The organism is Kitasatospora sp. NPDC001159, from assembly GCF_053598235.1.
Map to the genome: position 1 here is coordinate 14,220 of NZ_JBSFJV010000021.1, position 16,031 is coordinate 30,250.

At 71.4% G+C, this 16,031-nt stretch carries 16 protein-coding genes and 4 pseudogenes; 13 read left to right on the plus strand and 7 right to left on the minus strand.

Annotation, left to right across the window (positions count from 1 at the left end):
• Positions 1 to 68: 68 nt before the first annotated feature.
• Entirely contained in the window at positions 69 to 665 is a 597-nt protein-coding gene (locus ACWC9T_RS13695; protein WP_449821224.1) for a TetR/AcrR family transcriptional regulator, read from the plus strand.
• 280 nt (positions 666 to 945) lie between these two features.
• Positions 946 to 1,503: a SpoIIE family protein phosphatase gene (locus ACWC9T_RS13700; protein ID WP_449821225.1), complete on the plus strand. Its 558-nt coding sequence runs from the start codon at positions 946 to 948 to the stop codon at positions 1,501 to 1,503.
• A 118-nt stretch (positions 1,504 to 1,621) separates the two neighbouring features.
• Here the strand turns inward: ACWC9T_RS13700 and ACWC9T_RS13705 are convergent, their stop codons facing one another.
• The gene (locus ACWC9T_RS13705; RefSeq protein WP_449821226.1) at positions 1,622 to 2,014 is read right to left on the minus strand and encodes a DUF302 domain-containing protein; all 393 of its coding nucleotides are present in this window, start codon (positions 2,012 to 2,014) and stop codon (positions 1,622 to 1,624) included.
• A gap of 88 nt (positions 2,015 to 2,102) precedes the next feature.
• Positions 2,103 to 3,356: a threonine/serine exporter family protein gene (locus ACWC9T_RS13710; protein WP_449821227.1), complete on the minus strand. Its 1,254-nt coding sequence runs from the start codon at positions 3,354 to 3,356 to the stop codon at positions 2,103 to 2,105.
• Positions 3,357 to 3,679: 323 nt separating this feature from the next.
• On the opposite strand from ACWC9T_RS13710, the pseudogene ACWC9T_RS13715 reads away from it, so the two are divergent.
• A pseudogene (locus ACWC9T_RS13715) lies at positions 3,680 to 3,742 on the plus strand (hypothetical protein); the annotation flags it as partial.
• A 14-nt stretch (positions 3,743 to 3,756) separates the two neighbouring features.
• Here ACWC9T_RS13715 and ACWC9T_RS13720 read toward each other — a convergent pair.
• A pseudogene (locus tag ACWC9T_RS13720) lies at positions 3,757 to 4,575 on the minus strand (YhjD/YihY/BrkB family envelope integrity protein); the annotation flags it as partial.
• A 400-nt stretch (positions 4,576 to 4,975) separates the two neighbouring features.
• On the opposite strand from ACWC9T_RS13720, the gene ACWC9T_RS13725 reads away from it, so the two are divergent.
• The 3 genes from ACWC9T_RS13725 (at position 4,976) to ACWC9T_RS13735 (ending at position 7,296) form a co-directional block, all read left to right on the plus strand.
• Complete coding sequence (locus ACWC9T_RS13725; RefSeq protein WP_449821228.1) at positions 4,976 to 5,392, plus strand: hypothetical protein; 417 nt, start codon at positions 4,976 to 4,978, stop codon at positions 5,390 to 5,392.
• Between the two features lie 265 nt (positions 5,393 to 5,657).
• Positions 5,658 to 6,176, plus strand: a complete 519-nt coding sequence (locus ACWC9T_RS13730; protein WP_449821229.1) for a hemerythrin domain-containing protein — start codon at positions 5,658 to 5,660, stop codon at positions 6,174 to 6,176.
• 808 nt (positions 6,177 to 6,984) lie between these two features.
• Positions 6,985 to 7,296, plus strand: coding sequence for a helix-turn-helix transcriptional regulator (locus ACWC9T_RS13735; protein ID WP_449821230.1), 312 nt, complete (start codon positions 6,985 to 6,987; stop codon positions 7,294 to 7,296).
• 27 nt (positions 7,297 to 7,323) lie between these two features.
• Here the strand turns inward: ACWC9T_RS13735 and ACWC9T_RS13740 are convergent, their stop codons facing one another.
• Positions 7,324 to 7,557, minus strand: coding sequence for a gas vesicle protein GvpG (locus ACWC9T_RS13740; protein ID WP_449821300.1), 234 nt, complete (start codon positions 7,555 to 7,557; stop codon positions 7,324 to 7,326).
• Between the two features lie 125 nt (positions 7,558 to 7,682).
• Between ACWC9T_RS13740 and ACWC9T_RS13745 the strand changes: the two genes are divergently transcribed.
• Positions 7,683 to 7,838, plus strand: coding sequence for a CsbD family protein (locus ACWC9T_RS13745; RefSeq protein ID WP_449821301.1), 156 nt, complete (start codon positions 7,683 to 7,685; stop codon positions 7,836 to 7,838).
• A gap of 245 nt (positions 7,839 to 8,083) precedes the next feature.
• Here the strand turns inward: ACWC9T_RS13745 and ACWC9T_RS13750 are convergent, their stop codons facing one another.
• Positions 8,084 to 8,692 (minus strand): CHAD domain-containing protein, encoded by a 609-nt coding sequence (locus ACWC9T_RS13750; protein WP_449821231.1) that lies wholly within the window; start codon positions 8,690 to 8,692, stop codon positions 8,084 to 8,086.
• Between ACWC9T_RS13750 and ACWC9T_RS13755 the strand changes: the two are divergent.
• From ACWC9T_RS13755 to ACWC9T_RS13765, 3 genes and pseudogenes are all read left to right on the plus strand, one after another.
• Positions 8,661 to 9,239 (plus strand): annotated as a pseudogene (locus tag ACWC9T_RS13755) (PHP domain-containing protein); the annotation flags it as partial. The gene ACWC9T_RS13750 and the pseudogene ACWC9T_RS13755 sit on opposite strands and share 32 nt — an antisense overlap.
• Positions 9,240 to 9,857: 618 nt before the next feature.
• Positions 9,858 to 10,379 carry a DUF6328 family protein gene (locus tag ACWC9T_RS13760; protein ID WP_449821232.1) on the plus strand — a complete coding sequence of 174 codons (522 nt, stop codon included), beginning with the start codon at positions 9,858 to 9,860 and terminating at the stop codon, positions 10,377 to 10,379.
• Positions 10,380 to 10,680: 301 nt separating this feature from the next.
• Complete coding sequence (locus ACWC9T_RS13765) at positions 10,681 to 11,367, plus strand: HAD family hydrolase (protein WP_449821233.1); 687 nt, start codon at positions 10,681 to 10,683, stop codon at positions 11,365 to 11,367.
• On the opposite strand, the gene ACWC9T_RS13770 is transcribed toward ACWC9T_RS13765, so the two are convergent.
• Positions 11,346 to 11,501, minus strand: a complete 156-nt coding sequence (locus ACWC9T_RS13770; protein ID WP_449821234.1) for a hypothetical protein — start codon at positions 11,499 to 11,501, stop codon at positions 11,346 to 11,348. The two genes, ACWC9T_RS13765 and ACWC9T_RS13770, sit on opposite strands and share 22 nt — an antisense overlap.
• A gap of 790 nt (positions 11,502 to 12,291) precedes the next feature.
• A pseudogene (locus tag ACWC9T_RS13775) lies at positions 12,292 to 12,357 on the minus strand (DUF6328 family protein); the annotation flags it as partial.
• Positions 12,358 to 12,714: 357 nt separating this feature from the next.
• Between ACWC9T_RS13775 and ACWC9T_RS13780 the strand changes: the two are divergent.
• From ACWC9T_RS13780 to ACWC9T_RS13790, 3 genes are all read left to right on the plus strand, one after another.
• On the plus strand, positions 12,715 to 13,206 hold the full coding sequence (locus ACWC9T_RS13780; RefSeq protein ID WP_449821235.1) for an ATP-binding protein: 492 nt from the start codon (positions 12,715 to 12,717) through the stop codon (positions 13,204 to 13,206).
• A gap of 434 nt (positions 13,207 to 13,640) precedes the next feature.
• Positions 13,641 to 14,090, plus strand: coding sequence for a DedA family protein (locus ACWC9T_RS13785; RefSeq protein WP_449821236.1), 450 nt, complete (start codon positions 13,641 to 13,643; stop codon positions 14,088 to 14,090).
• Positions 14,091 to 14,592: 502 nt separating this feature from the next.
• Entirely contained in the window at positions 14,593 to 15,051 is a 459-nt protein-coding gene (locus ACWC9T_RS13790) for an SRPBCC family protein (protein WP_449821237.1), read from the plus strand.
• Positions 15,052 to 16,031 lie beyond the last annotated feature (980 nt).

The window sequence follows — 16,031 nt, forward strand, 5'->3', positions numbered from 1 at the left end:
CGTACTGGACCGCTGGTCCAGTTGTCCACGGGTACGATCCACGGGTACGAGACGACGAGGGGCAGCCCATGGCCGAGGGCCGACGCGAACGCGCCGACGCGATCCGCAACCGGCGCGCGATCCTGCGGGCCACCGAGGAACTGCTCGCCGGCCACCGGCCCGAGCAGATCTCGATGGAACAGGTCGCGGCCGCCGCCGGGGTGGGCAAGGGGACGGTCTTCCACCGCTTCGGCAGCCGGATGGGCCTGATGCTCGCGCTGATGCAGGAGCGGGCGCTCGACCTGGACGAAGCCCTGCGCAGCGGGCCGCCGCCGCTCGGGCCCGGCGCCCCGCCCCGGGTGCGGATGCTCGCCTTCCTGGACGCGATGGTCGCCGTCGTCGCCCGGAACAAGAGCCTGCTGGCCGCGCTCGGCCACGCCGCTGCCACCGCCCCGAGGCCGCCCGACCAGGGCCCGCCCGGCGACCACCCGGTCTACCGGTCCTGGCACGGCCACCTGAGCGCGCTAATCGCCGAACAGCGCCCTGACCTGGACGCCGAACTGCTCGGCCACCTCCTGCTCGGCTCCCTGCAGAGCGACCCGATCCTGCGGCTGATGGAGCGGGGCGAGGGGCAGCGGCTCGCCGACGGGCTGCGGGAGCTGGCCACCTCGCTGGTCGACCGCTGACGTCCGCGGATCGACAGCTCACGTCCGCTCGGTGATCCGGGTCCGCCGACTGGGCCGAACGTGCGACAGCCAGGGGCGCGAGGCCGTTGCGCGCCCCTCGACGGGCCGCGCCCCCTCGGGCGTGTCTGACAACTCCCGCCGGGCGCGCGACGGACCGAGGACTTCCTGCTGGTGATCGCCGGGGCCGTCCTGGCTGTGCCGATCAGGGTCTTCCGCGCCCAGGCCGCCGCCTGGGTATATGGACATCGAGGCCCGGGTGGGCGGTGACTTCTAGGACGCCGTGGCCACCCCCGTCGGCGCCAGGGTCATCCTCGGCGACGTCCAGGGCAAGGGACTGCCGGCCGTCTCCATGGCGGCGGCCGTGGTCGGCTGCTTCCGGGAGGTCGCCTTCCACGAGGAGGACCTGGCCACCGTCGCCTCCCGGCTGGAGGAACGGCTGCTCCGGCAGAACCAGCTCGCGGCCCAACTGGGCGGGCGGGAGGAGCGGTTCGCCACCGCGGTGGTCATCCGGTTCCCCGACGACGTGCCGGACCGGGGTACGGCAGTTGCCGCCGGGCAGTGGTGCGCCGATCGGCCCCGCCCAGCTGGCGGGCGGGCTCCCGGAAGTCCGGCGGTGCGGTTGGCGGAGGACGAGACGGCGCTGATCGCCGGCGGGGTGACCGAGGCCTCGACCGGCAGGGCGCCTTCTTCGGCCTCCGCGCACACCTGGAACGCCTGGCCGGCCTGCCCGGCGGACGGCGAGCAGCGCGGTGTCGTCCGTCCGGCGACCGCCGGTGTGCCGGACGACGGCGGCGGCGAGTTCGTCCACCAGGCGCTCGGGGTCGGCGGCCCCCTCTGATCGCTGCCGGACTGAGCGCCGCACCGGTCTTCCATCGGGGCCCCGGCGCGGCTTCCGCCCGGTCGGCTCCAACAGGTGAGCCCCGAGCCGTGAGTCCTGAGCCTCAGCCGTGCTGGCCTCAGCCGTGCAGCGAGGCGAGGGCCGCGCCCAGCCGGCGGGCCGCCTCGTCCGCGACCTTGCCCAGCCCGCCGCCGGAACCGGCGAGGGTGACCAGCGTCTGCGGGTCGACGGCCTCCACCACGGTGGCGTCGCCGTCCGTGCGGACCACCACGTTGCAGGGCAGCAGCAGCCCGATCCGGCGGTCAGCCTGGAGCGCCCGGTGGGCCAGTGCGGGGTTGCAGGCGCCGAGGATCAGGTACTCCTCCAGCTCCTCGCCGAGTTTCTCGCGCAGGGTCGCCTGGACGTCGATGGTGGTCAGGACGCCGAAGCCCTGTTCCTTCAGCGCGGCGGTGACGGCCTCCACCGTCTGCCGGAACGGCCGGTCGAGCCGGACGCCGAGCCCGTAGTCCACGATTCCTCCTCGGAGCACCTTCTCGGGATCCCGCCCAGTATCGGCGGCGCCGGGGCCACCCGCCTCCCCGGCGCCGCCTTCGGCCGGGTCAGGCCCGCAGCTGCGCCACGGCGAGCGAGGGGCGGGGGATCCGGCTGATCACCGAGCCGATCAGGGTGCCGATCGAGACCCCGAAGACCGCCGACACGGCGGCCAGTACCGACTGCGCGCCGTTGCCGACCTCGATCTGCGCGGTGTTGAGCAGGCCGAAGGAGCCCGGCACCACGACCCAGAACGCCGGGAGGTAGAGCACCTGCCAGAGTGGGCCGCCGGGCAGCCAGTGCACCACGGTGGCTGCGACCGCGGCGCTGACCGCCCCGGCCAGGCCGCCGATCGCCGCGCCGTGGACCGAGCCCACCACCACCTGGACGGTGACGCTGACCGCGATCACCACGACGATCCACGGGATTGCCGACGGCGGGGTGTTGACGTTGACCACGAGGCCCGCCACCGCGAGTGCCAGCCCGAGGGCGATCACCCACCAACTGGGCTTGGCCACCTGGATGTTGGCCAGGGCTGAGGCCGGCATGCCGATCGCGGTCGCGGCGGCGGCCACCCCGGCGAGGAAGAGCGCCAGCTGTACCGCGCCGGACACCAGCCGGGCCGTGCCGGCGCTGGCGGCGCCCGCTGCGATCTCGGAGAGCCCGGTGACCAGCAGTCCGCCCGGCAGCAGGATCGCCAGGGTGGCGACGATGGTGCGCAGCGGGCCGTCCAGCAGTGAGGCCTGGGCGAGCGAGAGGACGAGCAGCGCGACCAGGAACCCGGCCGTGACGGGCAGCAGCGGCCGCAGCCGGGGTCGTCGGCGGGCCAGCATGGTCAGCCCGACCACGATCAGCGAGCCGGCCCCGGCGGCCAGCACGTTCGCCGTCACCGGCTGGAGGAAGATGCAGACCCCGACCCCGACCGGCAGTGCCCCGAGGTCCGCGACCCAGGTGGGCCAGCGGGCCGGGGCCCGGCGGATCCGGTCCAGCTCGGACAGTGCCTGGTTCCCGTCGACCTCGCCGGCGCGCAGCCGGTGGACCAGGTGGAGGACGTCCGCGGTCTGCTCGAACCGCAGGGCGGCTCCGACCGGCTGGAACCGGGTGCCCTCGTCCGTGTCCAGGGCGACGAACAGCCCGTTGGTCAGGGCGGCGACCTGTACGTTCGGAGCCCCCATCGCCCGCCCCAGACCGTGGAGTTCCTCCTCGACGTCGTGGACGGGAAGGCCGCCGCCCAGGAGGGCTTCGCCTAGGTCGAGCAGCAGGCGGTGGAGCGGGTCCGGTGGGGCCTCGATGCCCCGGACCGATGGAGACTTGCTAGACATGGCAGGTATCGTCCCATCCCGCCCGAATCGGTCCGACTGTGCCCCGGTCTGTTCGCAGCCACGGGGCACAGCAGGGGCACACGGCCGGGATCGGACGGGTCAGTTGAAGTAGACTGCCGGGCCGCCGGGCTGGGTGGTGTCGGTGACCGGGCCGTAGCTCGCGGAGAAGTACCCGTCGGCGGGGCAGAGGCCGGATCCGCCGCTCTCGGCGAAGTGTGGGTCAGGTGTCGTTTCGGTGCGGCGGCCCGTCTTCGGGGGAGGTGCTGTCATCTTCGAAGTCGACGTCGACGTGCTGCTCGGGGCGGCGTTCTTCCTGGTTCGCGATGGATCCCAGGACTTTCTCGTCTGCCTCGGTGAGCGGTGGCTGCAGAATGCTTCGCGGCCACAGGCGCCGGTGCAGAACCACGTTGGTCTCGGCCGCGTACACGGTGATCGTGGCGGCCAGAGCGAGCCAGGAGAGCAGGCCGATCACGGTTGCGAAGAACCCGTAGACGGCTGTGGCGTGGCGCAGCTGGTGGGCCACGAGGAGGGCACCGAAGGCCTGCAGGACGGTGAACAGTGGCCCGGCGATCGCGCATCCGGGCAGCAGGGCGCGGGTGGAGATGGTTTTGGGGGTCAGGATGCGGAAGCAGGCCAGGCACAGGCCGGTGTTGAGCAAGGCGGACAGGACGAGGGCGCCGATGTGGGCGGCCGGCCCGCCAAGAGTGGTGGCTACGAGGGTGGCGGCGGCGGTGGCGAGTAGCAGGCCCACGCCGAGGGTGGTGAACAGCAGCAGGCTGCGGGCCAGGCGCGGGAAGTAGCCGGGGCGGACCACGCCGGGCACGTTCCAGACCTCGGCCATGGCGTGCTGAAGGACCTGGGCGATACCGAGCGCGCCATACACCAGGCCGAGGAGGGCAACCACGAGGGCGAGGCCGCTGCCCTGGATGGTGTGGACGTTCTGGCGGAGCTGGTCGCCGATGATGGGGAAGTCGACGAGCGCGGAGTTGACGATGGCCTTCTGGGCGCCTGCGTGTCCGTCGAGGGCGAAGCTGAGAATGGTGCTGAGCAGGAGCAGCAGCGGGATCAGGGCCATGAACCCGTAGTAGGCGATGAGGGCTGTGAGCAGACTGCCGCGGTCGTCTCCGTACTTCTTGATCACGCCGACGACCATTCCCGGGACAGTGTGGTGCTGCTGGGCGCGGTCGAGAGCGCGGATTGTGCGTTCGACGGGGTTCATGCCTGGGCCTTCTTGTCGTCCGCTCCGCAAGGCAGGGCGTTATCCCACAAGTGTCTACCCCGCCGCGCGGCAGGCTACCGGTCGACCCGGGGCCGGTCGGCGGGGCGAGGCCGCGGCTCGCCCGACACACCTGCGCCACCCACCGGGATGCCGATCGATCCGCTCCACGGCCGCTGCCACCGCAGGTCCCCGCCGGGGGTCCGGGCCGGAACAGTCGACGACCCCTTCCAATCCGTCCTTCGTCCTGGTGAAGGTGGTCGGTCGGTTTGGTACGAGGGTTCGCGCCTGTGGCGGGCCGCTGGTTGTTCTGTGAGTCCGGCGAAGCCGTCCGCGCCGACCCGGAGCCGAAATGCAGAACAGGAGACTCGGCCGCCGAAGGCAGTCACTATTGTGGGGCTGCATGGACATGCGGACGATCGTCGCGAGCCTGGCCGAGGAAGCCGAGCGCCAGATCCACAAGCACGTATGGGAACTGGCCCCGGGTGATCGTGCCCTCGCTCTCCAAGTCGAAGCCGGCCTGCGCGACGCCGTCGGCCGGCCGAACGCCCAGGAGGCCCTGCCGCAGATCGAGCGGCTCGAATGCCTGCGGGAAGCGCTCGCTGTCCTGGCGATCGCCCTCGCCCGCACTCACGGACGCCTGGCCTGGTTCCTCTCCGGCGCCATCACCGCGCTCGCACCCGCCCTGCAATGGCGCGCCCTGCCCGCCGGCCCCGGCGGCACCTTCGGTGCCGTCCTCGCGAGCCCCCAGCAGTACACGGAAGCCGAGGATGCCGTCCGCCGCCTCCAGGACGCCCTTGCCCGCATCACCACCGAGTGACACTGCACCTGGCGGCCGCGCCGGGTCCCCGTAGGCACCAGGGGCGCTTACTGCGGAACGGTCGGTACGGGTTCTGCGAGGTACGCCATGCTCCTGCGGGTTGCCGCGAGCCGTCCGAGGCGATCACCTCGGTGTCGAGGGGCGGAGGCCGGTGTGTCCGGATCCGGCTACTGGCTGTGGGTCCTTGCCCGTGGCGGCGTTTGGTCTGGGGGCCGCCTGGGGACACGCTCTGCCGGACGGGGAGACGTCGAGAAGGAGTACAGCGATGTCGAACGATGCCATCGTCCTGCTGCGTGAGGACCACAAGGAAGTGCGCCGGCTGTTCCGCCAGTACCGCGAACGGACCGACGGGGACGGCGACGACAGAGGCGACGGGAAGGCCCGGGGCGAGACGGTCCAACGGATCGTCGAGGCGCTGACCGTCCACACCTACCTGGAGGAGGAACTGGTCTACCCCACGGTCCGCCGGGAGGTACCCGACCTCGCCGAGGACATGGACCGCGCCCGCCAGCAGCACCACGTCGCCGACCTCCTCTGCGAGGAGCTGAGCCGCATGACCCCCGACGACGAGGGTTACGAAGCCAAGGTCGTCGTGCTGATCGACGCCGTGGAGCGGCACATCTCCGAGGAGGAGGACGACTGGTTCCCGCGCATCCGTGCCGTGCTCGGCCGCAAGGAGCTTCAAGAGATCGGCGAGCGGATGCGGGCCGTCCGGGAAACGGCACCCCGCCAGCCGACCGGCGGCGGAATGCTGCACCGGATCGCGGACGTGCTGGAGGGCTGACCGCTGACGGACGAGGACGTCGGAGCGGATCAGTTCGCGCATCCGCTTGTCCCAGGTCCGGTCCGCGGGGCCGTCGGCCAGCTCGGCCAGGACGCGGCTGGTCCCCGGCGAAGCGTGCGTTCGCGCCTTACGGATGGCCAGGTGGCCCGGGACCTGTGGGACGTGTGTCGTGCCGACCCCGGCGGACCGAACGGAATGACGGACGACCGCGAACCTTGCGGGGTGCCGGAGCCGGGGAGCGGGCGAGCCAGCCCACCTCGTGGTCGACCAGCAGGGCACCGGTCCGCGGCGGTCTCGCGCACCGCCTGACAGTGGGCGGGCAGCCGAGAACAGCGCGTCTGGCCCGCCTGACCATGAGAGGCATATCGCAGCACGCGCATCGACTCCTCGAACTCGGCGAGGCCGTCCGGCCTGGCGTTTTGGCGGACCGCGCGGATCACCGCGCCGACCCGGACGCAAGTTCCACGGCGACGAGCTGGGTGTCGTCCTCGAACCGGAGGCACAGGCAGGAGGCGTGCGCGGTGAGTGATGCCGCAGGGCGTCCAGGCGGACGCGATCCGCCCAGGCCCCGCCACAGGGCCTGTTCGCGCGGCCCCACCGCAGTGCGGTTGCCTGCCTCGACCGCGCTGAGATGGGCGACTGCGGGTCCACGCGCACCATCTCCAGACGAGGGCCGCAGGGATCCGCCGTCGAGGCGTGCGGGCAGCTTTTCTTTGCACTGTTCGCTCATTTGCCGGACATGTCAGCCATTGCGCGAATATGCTGTCGTGTTTCGGCGGCCGTGAAACCGTCGTCCTATCATGGAGGTATGGACAACGGTACGGCGACCGAGCGGCAGTGGACCTTCCTGACCAACCACGCCCGCGTGCTGGTCCAGATCGCCCGCGACCCGGGGATCCGCGTCCGCGACATCGCCATCCGCTGCCTGCTCACCGAACGCGCCGTCCAGCGCATCATCACCGATCTCGAACAGGCAGGATACCTCAGTCACGAACGCCGCGGCCGCGCCAACCACTACAGCGTCATCGCCAGCAAACAACTGCGCCACCCCGCCGACGCCGGCCCCACCGTCTCCGAACTCCTCGCCACCCTCCTGCGCCGCTCCGCCAACGGACAATGAAGCAGACGGCTGGCGCCGGGGTTTGTGCTATTGCCCGGTCCGGCATAGCTGGTGCGCTCTAATCTCTTCGAGCCGCTGCAACAGCTGTTCTGCGTGAACTCCTCCTCGTTGATACGCCCCTCCTCTCTCCAATTTGGTGAGCTCCTCCTGGACCGGGCCGGGATCGTAGACCTCCTGCTCGGCCGCCTGCACGACCTTGCCGAGCACGCAACCGACGTCCCACAGCGGAGCGGCGGGCAGCAGGACGATCGGACCGTCCAGATACGGTCATGGGCCGCCACCGCGCTAAATTCCATAGATTTCGAGCATGAATGTATTGACATGGGGCAGACGCAACGCACGACACCGAGCTCATGAGGAGGATGGTCGTGGGCGCAGGTAAGAAGATGGAACACACGGCAGAGACCGTTAAGGGCAAGGCAAAGGAAACCATCGGTAAGGCCGTCGGAAACGAGAGCCTCACGGCCAAGGGAAAAGCCGAGCAGGTCAAGGGCGACATGCTCCAGGCTGGCCAGAAGGCAAAGGATGCCCTCAAGGACTGACCAAACACTGAAGGTAAGTCCGCCTCCCGGCACTAGTGTTGGGGGACGGACTTCGCTTGTGTTTGCACGGGTGCTCGTCGAGGTTTCCAGGCGAGCCGGCCGTTGCGCAGGGCGATGTCCCCCGAACCGCCCGCTGCCAACCGGCGGCGATGGTTCACCACCGGGGCCGGACCGAGTTCGGTCGCGCCTCCAGGCGCCCGCTGGGGGAAGCTCGGGTCATCCGAACGACTCGTGCGGCGCGCTGGTCAGGGCAGCCGGGTGAGCTTGCGGCGACCGGCCCGGCGGCGCAGTTTCGGCAAGTGCTTCTGTGCGGCTTCGGCGGTGTGCCGCTGTCGTTCGTAGAGGACACCGTAGGCGAAGGCGTGCCGCTCGTTGCTGCCGGTGTCCTGGCTTTCGAGGGCGATCAGTTCCTGTAGGGTCACCACGCTGTCCTGGTGGGCGCCCAGCACCTTGTGCAGCTTCTTCATCCGGGCGCCGAACCTCGCTGCTCGTTTCGCCGTGCGGCGCGGAATGTGGGATTGGGCGTGATCTGCGGTGTAGCGGGCGCGTTTGGCGGCCTTGCGGGCGCGGTGCAGCGCTTGGTCGCGGTGCGGGCCCGGCTCGGTGCGCAGGGCGCGGTCGAGACGTTTCAGGGTCCTGCGCTGCTCGCGCCGCAGGGTGCCGGACAAGTATCCGCGCGCCTTTCGGTTCGCTCGGTGGCGTAGTGGCGGGTCGGTGGCGAAGGCGTCGAGGCCGTCCAGGAGGGCGAAGTAGCGTGCGCCGTCGAGTTCGGCGACCGCCTGCTGCCAGGCCTGCCGGTAGCTCTCGGCGTAGCGCCCAGGCTTTCGGCTGCTGACCGGAATCGAGTGCGACATCCTCCAGGACGGCTCGCTCGACCAGGAGGAGGACCTGCTCGCGCGGCTCGACGTGGTGGTGGCCTCCGTACACTCCAAGCTCCGCTCAGAACCCGGGCCGATGACCGCCCGCCTGGTGGCGGCGGTGCGCAACCCGCACACCGACGTACTCGGGCACTGCACCGGCCGAATCATCACCGGCCGGGGCCGACCGCAGTCGCCGTTCGACGCCGAGGCTGTCTTCGCCGCATGCGCCGAGGCCGGCACGGCGGTCGAGATCAACTGCCGGCCCGAGCGGCGCGACCCACCCGACGACCTCCTGCTGCTGGCGGCCGAGGCGGGCTGCCTGTTCGCCGTGGATACCGACGCCCACGCCCCCGAGCAACTGCACTGGCAGTCCACCGGGTACGCCCGCGCCGCGCGGGCCGGTCTGGGCCCGGAACGACTGGTGACGACCTGGCCGATCGGTCGGCTGCTGAGCTGGACCGCAGGGCGCACAGCCGCGGGGCCTGCTATCGCCCGGCCCGGCCGGACCCCGGCCGGACGCTCCACCTTGGGGCAGACGTGACACGGCTCACGCTGCCTGCAGGTGGGCGCCTACACTGACGGCCACGAGCGGGGCAGCGTGGCCCCGCACCGAGCAACTCGTGCACCGACTCGGCGGTCGAACCACGGCCTAGCCCGCTTCTGAGGAACCAATCGCCGCGCCCATCGTCCTGACTCTCCTCATCGCCGCCTCCACCCGCTGGCGCTGACCGCCCATCCGCCCCGGCGGGATCCCTCAGCCGCGCGCTGGTCCACGCCCAGGCCTGGCGGCAGCCCACCATCCTCGACGCAGCCTTGCGCTACCCGCCACCAGGGACGTCCAGCTGCTCCTGCTCGCCCCCAGCGGATCCGACCGGTGCGGACACCGCTGGTCACCGAGGGAGCTCACGGCATCGTCCTCCTCCCTGCTATTGCTCGCCCGCCGACGGCGGGAGGTACCAGGCGACTGCCCGGCCACCGGATCTCAACCGGTGGAGCAGGCCGGGGCGGGCGTTGGCCATCGACGTGGCTTCGGTCCCAAAAGGCCTCGGTCCGATCGAAGGGCGCACACCACCCACAGCGCGCGGTTGACCGCGCACGGGTGGGGGCGATGGCGAATCATGGACGGAAGGACAGGTACGGCGAAAGGACTACGGGAAAAGTGGGCGAGAACGGGAAGGACGGGAAGGAAGAGTCGGAGGAGAAGGCGGACCGCAAGTGGGAGGAGATGCTCCAGGAGGTGCGCGTCGCTCAGACCGGCGCGCAGATCCTCTTCGGGTTCCTGATCAGCGTGGTGTTCACTCCCCGGTTCACCCAGATCAGTCCCGCAGATCGGACGCTGTACGACGTCACGGTTGTCCTGGGTGCGGTCGCCACCGGCACGCTGATCGCCCCGGTCGCCTTCCACCGCTTCCTGGCCGGACACCAGATGATGCCCGAACTCGTCCGCGCCGGCGCCAAGATGATCGTCCTGGGGCTGGTTCTGCTCGGCGTCACCGTCGGCGCCGCCCTGGCACTGCTCCTGCACGTCGCCACCGGATCGGCGACCGCTTGGGCGGTCGCGGGCGGGGTGGTGTTCTGGTTCGCCGTCTGCTGGCTCGTGCTGCCCTGGATCGCACTGCGCGCGGGCAAACGTCGAGCAGCACCACCCGAGGGTCACGGCAGTGGGACGGCGTGCAGGTAAGTGTCTTGTTGGCCCTATCCGGAGGCAACGGCCAGCGGCCGCGCAACCTCCGGCCATGCCGGGAGGAGATGAGCGGAAGGTTCAGCGCACGGGACGGCGGCCGGGCGTAGACGCGCCGCCCGGGCTGCCCTCGGCGCAGATAGCGAGGATCGGCCTATTCTGGCCGGTGCCAGGGATTCAGAGGCGACGCGGGCCGCGTCCTTCGGCGCTTCCCACTGCACTCAGGACGCCGCTGGGGGTGCGCTCCGCTGCCGGTGAGGCGAAGGTAAAAGCTAAGGCGTGAGCGATGAGGAGGCGGCTGATGCCGGCCACGGCGCTGTTCGATGTTGACGGAACCCTGCTGGACACCAGCTACTGGCACACGATCGCCTGGACCGAGGCACTCGCCCAGTTCAGCCACCACCCGGTGATGGCGCGCATCCACGGGGCGATCGGTATGGGTGGCGATCAGCTCCTGGACCATGTGCTCGGCGACGACCGGGACCGGAGCGAGGACGTGGCGATCAGCGCGGCACACCAGGCGCTGTTCGCCCGGCTGTGGCCCGGCCTGCGGGCCTTCGACGGCGCCGCCGACCTGCTGCGGGAGCTGAAGCGGCGCGGCTGGAGCATCGTCCTGGCCTCCTCCGCTTCCGCGCGGGACCTGGCGGTGATGCGCCGCGTCCTGGACGCCGACGACGTGATCGACGCCGCGACCAGCGCCGACGACGTGGATGCCAGCAAGCCTGCCCCCGACCTCGTCCACGCCGCCCTCGACAAGGCCAGCGTCGGACCGCAGCAGGCGCTGTTCGTCGGCGACACCCCGTGGGACGTGCAGGCCGCGGCCCAAGCCAAGGTTCCCTGTATCGCGGTGCTGTCCGGCGGATTCGGCGAGCGGGCCCTGCGCGCGGCCGGCGCCCTCGAGGTCCACACCACGGTGGCCGAACTGCTCACACGTCTTGACGGCAGCGCGCTTGCCGACCCGAACCGCTATACGGCCGGATCCCGGTAGAGCGCGTCGGGGTGGACGGCACGATCGGAGAGGAGTACGCGGTCACGGTCGAGTTCTACGGTCTGCCGCAGGCCGAGACCGAACGCCGCCAGGCCCGGCGGCGCTTCGCCGATGCCGCCGGCCGTGTCCAGCACGGGATCCTCGACACCGGTTCGGGCACTGGCATCGTCAGGTCCTGCTCGACGCCAGCGCCGCGGCCGTCCACGCCGTCGCGCCCCCGCCGTGATGCGCACCGCGCTGCTGATCCGCGTGGCCATTCTGGGCGCCGACCGGCGTGCCCGGCTCGCCTTCCATCCCGACCAGCCGAGGCTGCGGGACTTCCTCCGTGGGCCGGGGGCGTCCCTCCGTCGGTCAACCGGGACACGGGTCTCGACGTGCATCGGCGGCTCGGGTCTGCGGCCCCGCTCCTCGCGGACGCGGGGGACCCACCGGGCCGCTAGGGTTTGCGACCGATCGCTGGGAGCCCACTTGGTGCCGGAGCAGCGGCTGATGCCCGCCCCTGGACGAACCCGCGCATGGGGAGGCGCCAGCTTGGCGCCGACTCGGAGCAGTTCGGGGACCTGGCGGGACGGGCCACGTACGCGGTCTTCGAAATCTCCCCGATCGGTTCTGAGCGGCCGCCGTTTGACGGGTATGCAGGCAGGACCGAAGGTGAACAGGTACCGGGCAGCGAAGCGATCCTGGCCGGGCGCTGGCCGACGCTGCGTGCGCTGACTGGAGAGGGACTGGTCGACGATGTCGGACAAGACAGCCAAGCAGATCGCCGAGTTCATCAAGCCGCTGCAGGCGAAGCCGGGGTCGGAGATCGATGTGGCCAAGGACCTCGATCCTCGCTACAGCGCTGGTATGAGGAAGCGCGATGGCGTCGAACTCCTGCGCACCGGTGTGGCGCTGCTGTCCGAGTACCAGGATCGGCTGGCCGCCTACGACGCTCAGCAGGAACCCGAAGAGAATCTGCGCGGTCTGGGCGACCCGCACCTCCTGGAGCAGGTCGCTCCAGCGCCGGTCCGCCCGTCCCCGGGTCGGGCGACTCCCGCCGACCGACCCGGGGACGGGGAACGCGGTCGTCGCGGCCGCTGTCCGGCGTCGCCGTGCTGATCGCCTCCGCCCTACGTGGGCGCGTGTAGCCACGATGGTCGGGGGCAAACGCGGGGCATGGACGAGGATCAAGTGGTGTACCCGGCCGCGCCCGGGACGGCGGGAACTCGCGGACCCGCGACCGATCGTGGCGCGGCTGTTCGCGGTCACCGGAGCCGACGGCGTGCGGCAGATCCATCCCGATCTCAAGTCGGCGCTGAACTCGACCGGCGGGCCGTCCCAGGACAGGGGCGAAAGCCCCGGACCGACATGAGCGGACCCAGCATGCACCGCCCTGGGCGAGCACCAGAAGCAACCGCCGGGCAGACGAAGCGGCTCGCGTTCGCCGGCAGCGAGGGCGCGGTTCAACGCAGCCGCGAGTTCAGCCGGGAGGCGCTGCGGTCCTGGCACTGGCTGCCCGCCGTCGACGACGAGGAGCGGGCCACCGCCGAGGACGTCCTGCTGATGGTCTCGGAACTGGTCACCAACGCCTGCCTGCACGCCCCCGGGGGACCGCGTGAACTGCGGCTGAACTGGAACGGCACCCGGCTGCGGGCGGAGGTTGTCGACGCCAGCCCGGTGGCACCGCGGCTGCGCCCGTCCGTCGACCCGGGGCGGCCGGGCGGGCACGGCCTGCGGGTGGTCGACCGGCTCTCCCGCACCTGGGGCAGCGCGCCCGAGGACGGCGGGAAGCTGGTCTGGCTGGAGGTGCCATCCCCGCTCGACCATCGCGGTGTCGACCTTCACGCGCAGTGGAGTTGACGGTCCGTCAGCGCTGTCCGGGGTGCGGTTCGGGTGGCGGTGCCGGATCGGGGTCCGGGTGGGGCTCGGGCGTGGGGAACGGCTCACCCGGATCCTGACCTCGTACGGGGTGCAGGTGCTGGAACGCACGTCGACCGTCGTCCGGGTGGACGGCTGGCTGGTCGGCGTCGCCGGGACGAAGGGTTTCGGCGGCGGATTCGCCGGCCGCAGCGGCAGCGAGTTCGGGGAACCCGAGATGAAGGCCTTCATCCGGCACAGCCGGGAATGCGCGGACGGTCTGCGCACCGCGCTCGACCGGCTGACGGCCCAGGCGTGCGATCTGCGGATCGTCCTGACCCGGAACGCACCGTCCCCTTCCCGCCCGACGGGATCGGCATGGGATAAGAATTACCTTAGGGCGAAAAAGAGGCACGATCGCCGACGAGGTGTGGCCGATGCACTCGATCACCGACTGGCTACGCGGCCTGTCCGGCCCGGTCGTGTACGCGGTCATCGGTGGCATGGTCTTCACCCGCCCGCTGCGACGCCATGCCAAGCAGGTCGGCACGGCGCAGGACCTGATCCGCCGGCGCGGGCCGGCCGCCGTCTTCGTCGGCCGTTTCATCGCCTTCTTCCGCCCGCTGGTGCCCTCGCTGGCCGGGATGTCCCGCATGCCGTACTGCCGGTTCCTCTTCTACAACGCCCTCGGCGGGGTCGCCTGGGGCGTCGGCTTCACCCTCCTCGGCTACTTCGCCGGAGTCGCCTACACCAGGGTGGAGGGAATGGTCGGCGGGGTCGCCGCCATCGCGATCGTCGTGATCATCGCCCTGCTGGTCTGGTACCTGCGGCGGCACCGCTCGCGGGATCACGAGCCGTCGGACGACAGCGGCGGACGAAATCCCTGAACCATGCGGCCCTGTCTCCTCCCGGAGTGCTCCCCGCGCGGCTGCCCCCGGCCGCGGGGCTGAAACGCCGGACGGTGGCGGCGGTCAACCGGCTCTTTCGCCGATCTCCTGTCGTCCGACGAGGTGCGCTGACCGGCCCTGGTGGCGGACCTCGCCTCGGCCGCCCCCGCCGACGGGATGCTGCGGAGTGTCTACGCCGCACCGCTTCACCTCGGGGCCTCCGGCATCGGCGTCCCGAGCCTCTACCGTTCGCAACCGGGTGTCCCCGGCGTCGTTCTCGGCCGCCACGTGCCACACCAGTCCGGGCGGTGACACCGCCAGGTCGTGTTCGGCCCACATCTCGTACACGGCGCCCTCCGGGGCTCGGGGCCCGGTCCTGCAACCCCGGGACGCCCCAGTCGGCCACCGGGCCGGACCCGGTGGGATGGTTACGCCGGCCACGGGCGGGCACACGCGCGGTCGGCCGGGAACGGCCCGGCCGCAGCACGCGAGGAGGCCTCAGATGAGCATGGTGAAGGAGTCCGTCGACGTCGACGTCCCCCTGCACGCCGCGTACAACCAGTGGACGCTGTTCGAGGAGTTCCCGCGCTTCATGGAGGGCGTCGACTCCGTGACCCAACTGGACGACCGCCACAACCACTGGCGGACCAGCATCGGCGGCGTCTCCCGGGAGTTCGACACCGAGATCGTCGACCAGCTGCCCGACGAACGGATCGCCTGGCGGACCATGGACGGCGATGTGGAGCAGAAGGGCGTCGTGACCTTCCAACGCCTCGACGACCGGCACACCCGCATCAACATGGCCATCGACTTCCGGCCCGAGGGCATGGCCGAGAAGGCCGCTGACGTCCTGGGTGTGGTCGACCGCCGGGTGAAGGGGGACCTGAAGCGGTTCAAGGAGTTCATCGAGCAGCGCGGCCGGGAGGCGGGCGGCTGGCGAGGCCGGATCACCCCAGGTTGAGTCCATCCCGGGCAGGCGTGCGGCTCCGATCCCCCGGGACCGTAGCCGCACGCCTGCCCGCGGGTACGGTCAGGGTCGTGGGCGGACCCGTCGACCGGGACCGCTGACGCGCCTACCGCGTCACACCGGACGGTTCGTCCCGCCCGGGCGGGGTAGGCGCGCTGCGTGGAGGCCAACGGACCCCCGGCGGACGGCTCGTCCGCCGACGACGATGTGGAAGCGTTCGACCTGTGCGACCACTGCGGCCGGGTCGTCGCCAGCCCGGGTCTGCTCAGCGCGCTTGGCCCGGCTGAGCGGCCTGTCCGAAGCTCAGGCGGAGCAGGGCGTGGAGTGGTACAACGCCCGCGCCCGCGAGGCCTCACCTCCCGCAACCGCGACGACCTCGAACACTTCCTGCGGGGCATCGACTCCGCACTGCGCGCCCGGGCGCGCGCATCGCCTGCCCCGCTTCGCTGACGTTGGCCGTCCCGGCGGTCGTTCCGGAACCGGGACGTGTCTCACGGCTGCCCCGGATCTGCGGCGGCAATCCTGTCGGCGGCCCCGCGTTTGGCCCCGGTCCGCCCGAGGACACGCCCGATCGGCGGGGGCCGCCGACGAGGAGGCCGATGATGTCGAACGATGCCATCGTCCTGCTGCGGGAGGACCACAAGGAAGTCCGCCGCCTGTTCCGCGAGTACCAAGGGCTCGCCAGGGCGACGGCGACGACCCGGGCCGGCCCGGCACAGGACGGCCCAACGGATCATCGTGGCGCTGACCGTCCACACCTACCTGGAGGACGAACTGCTCTACCCCAGGATCCGCCAGGACCCGGCACCAGCCCCCGACCGCACGGCCCGCCGACCGTCTGCCGCCGCCTGAGCGCCCACTGGTGGAACGGCTGCGGGACTTCCTGACCCCGGGCGGACCGCACGGACCGCACTGAGCCCGGGCGCACCCGGACAGGACGATGAGAGCCGGACGCCGGCGGATCGCCTTCGCGC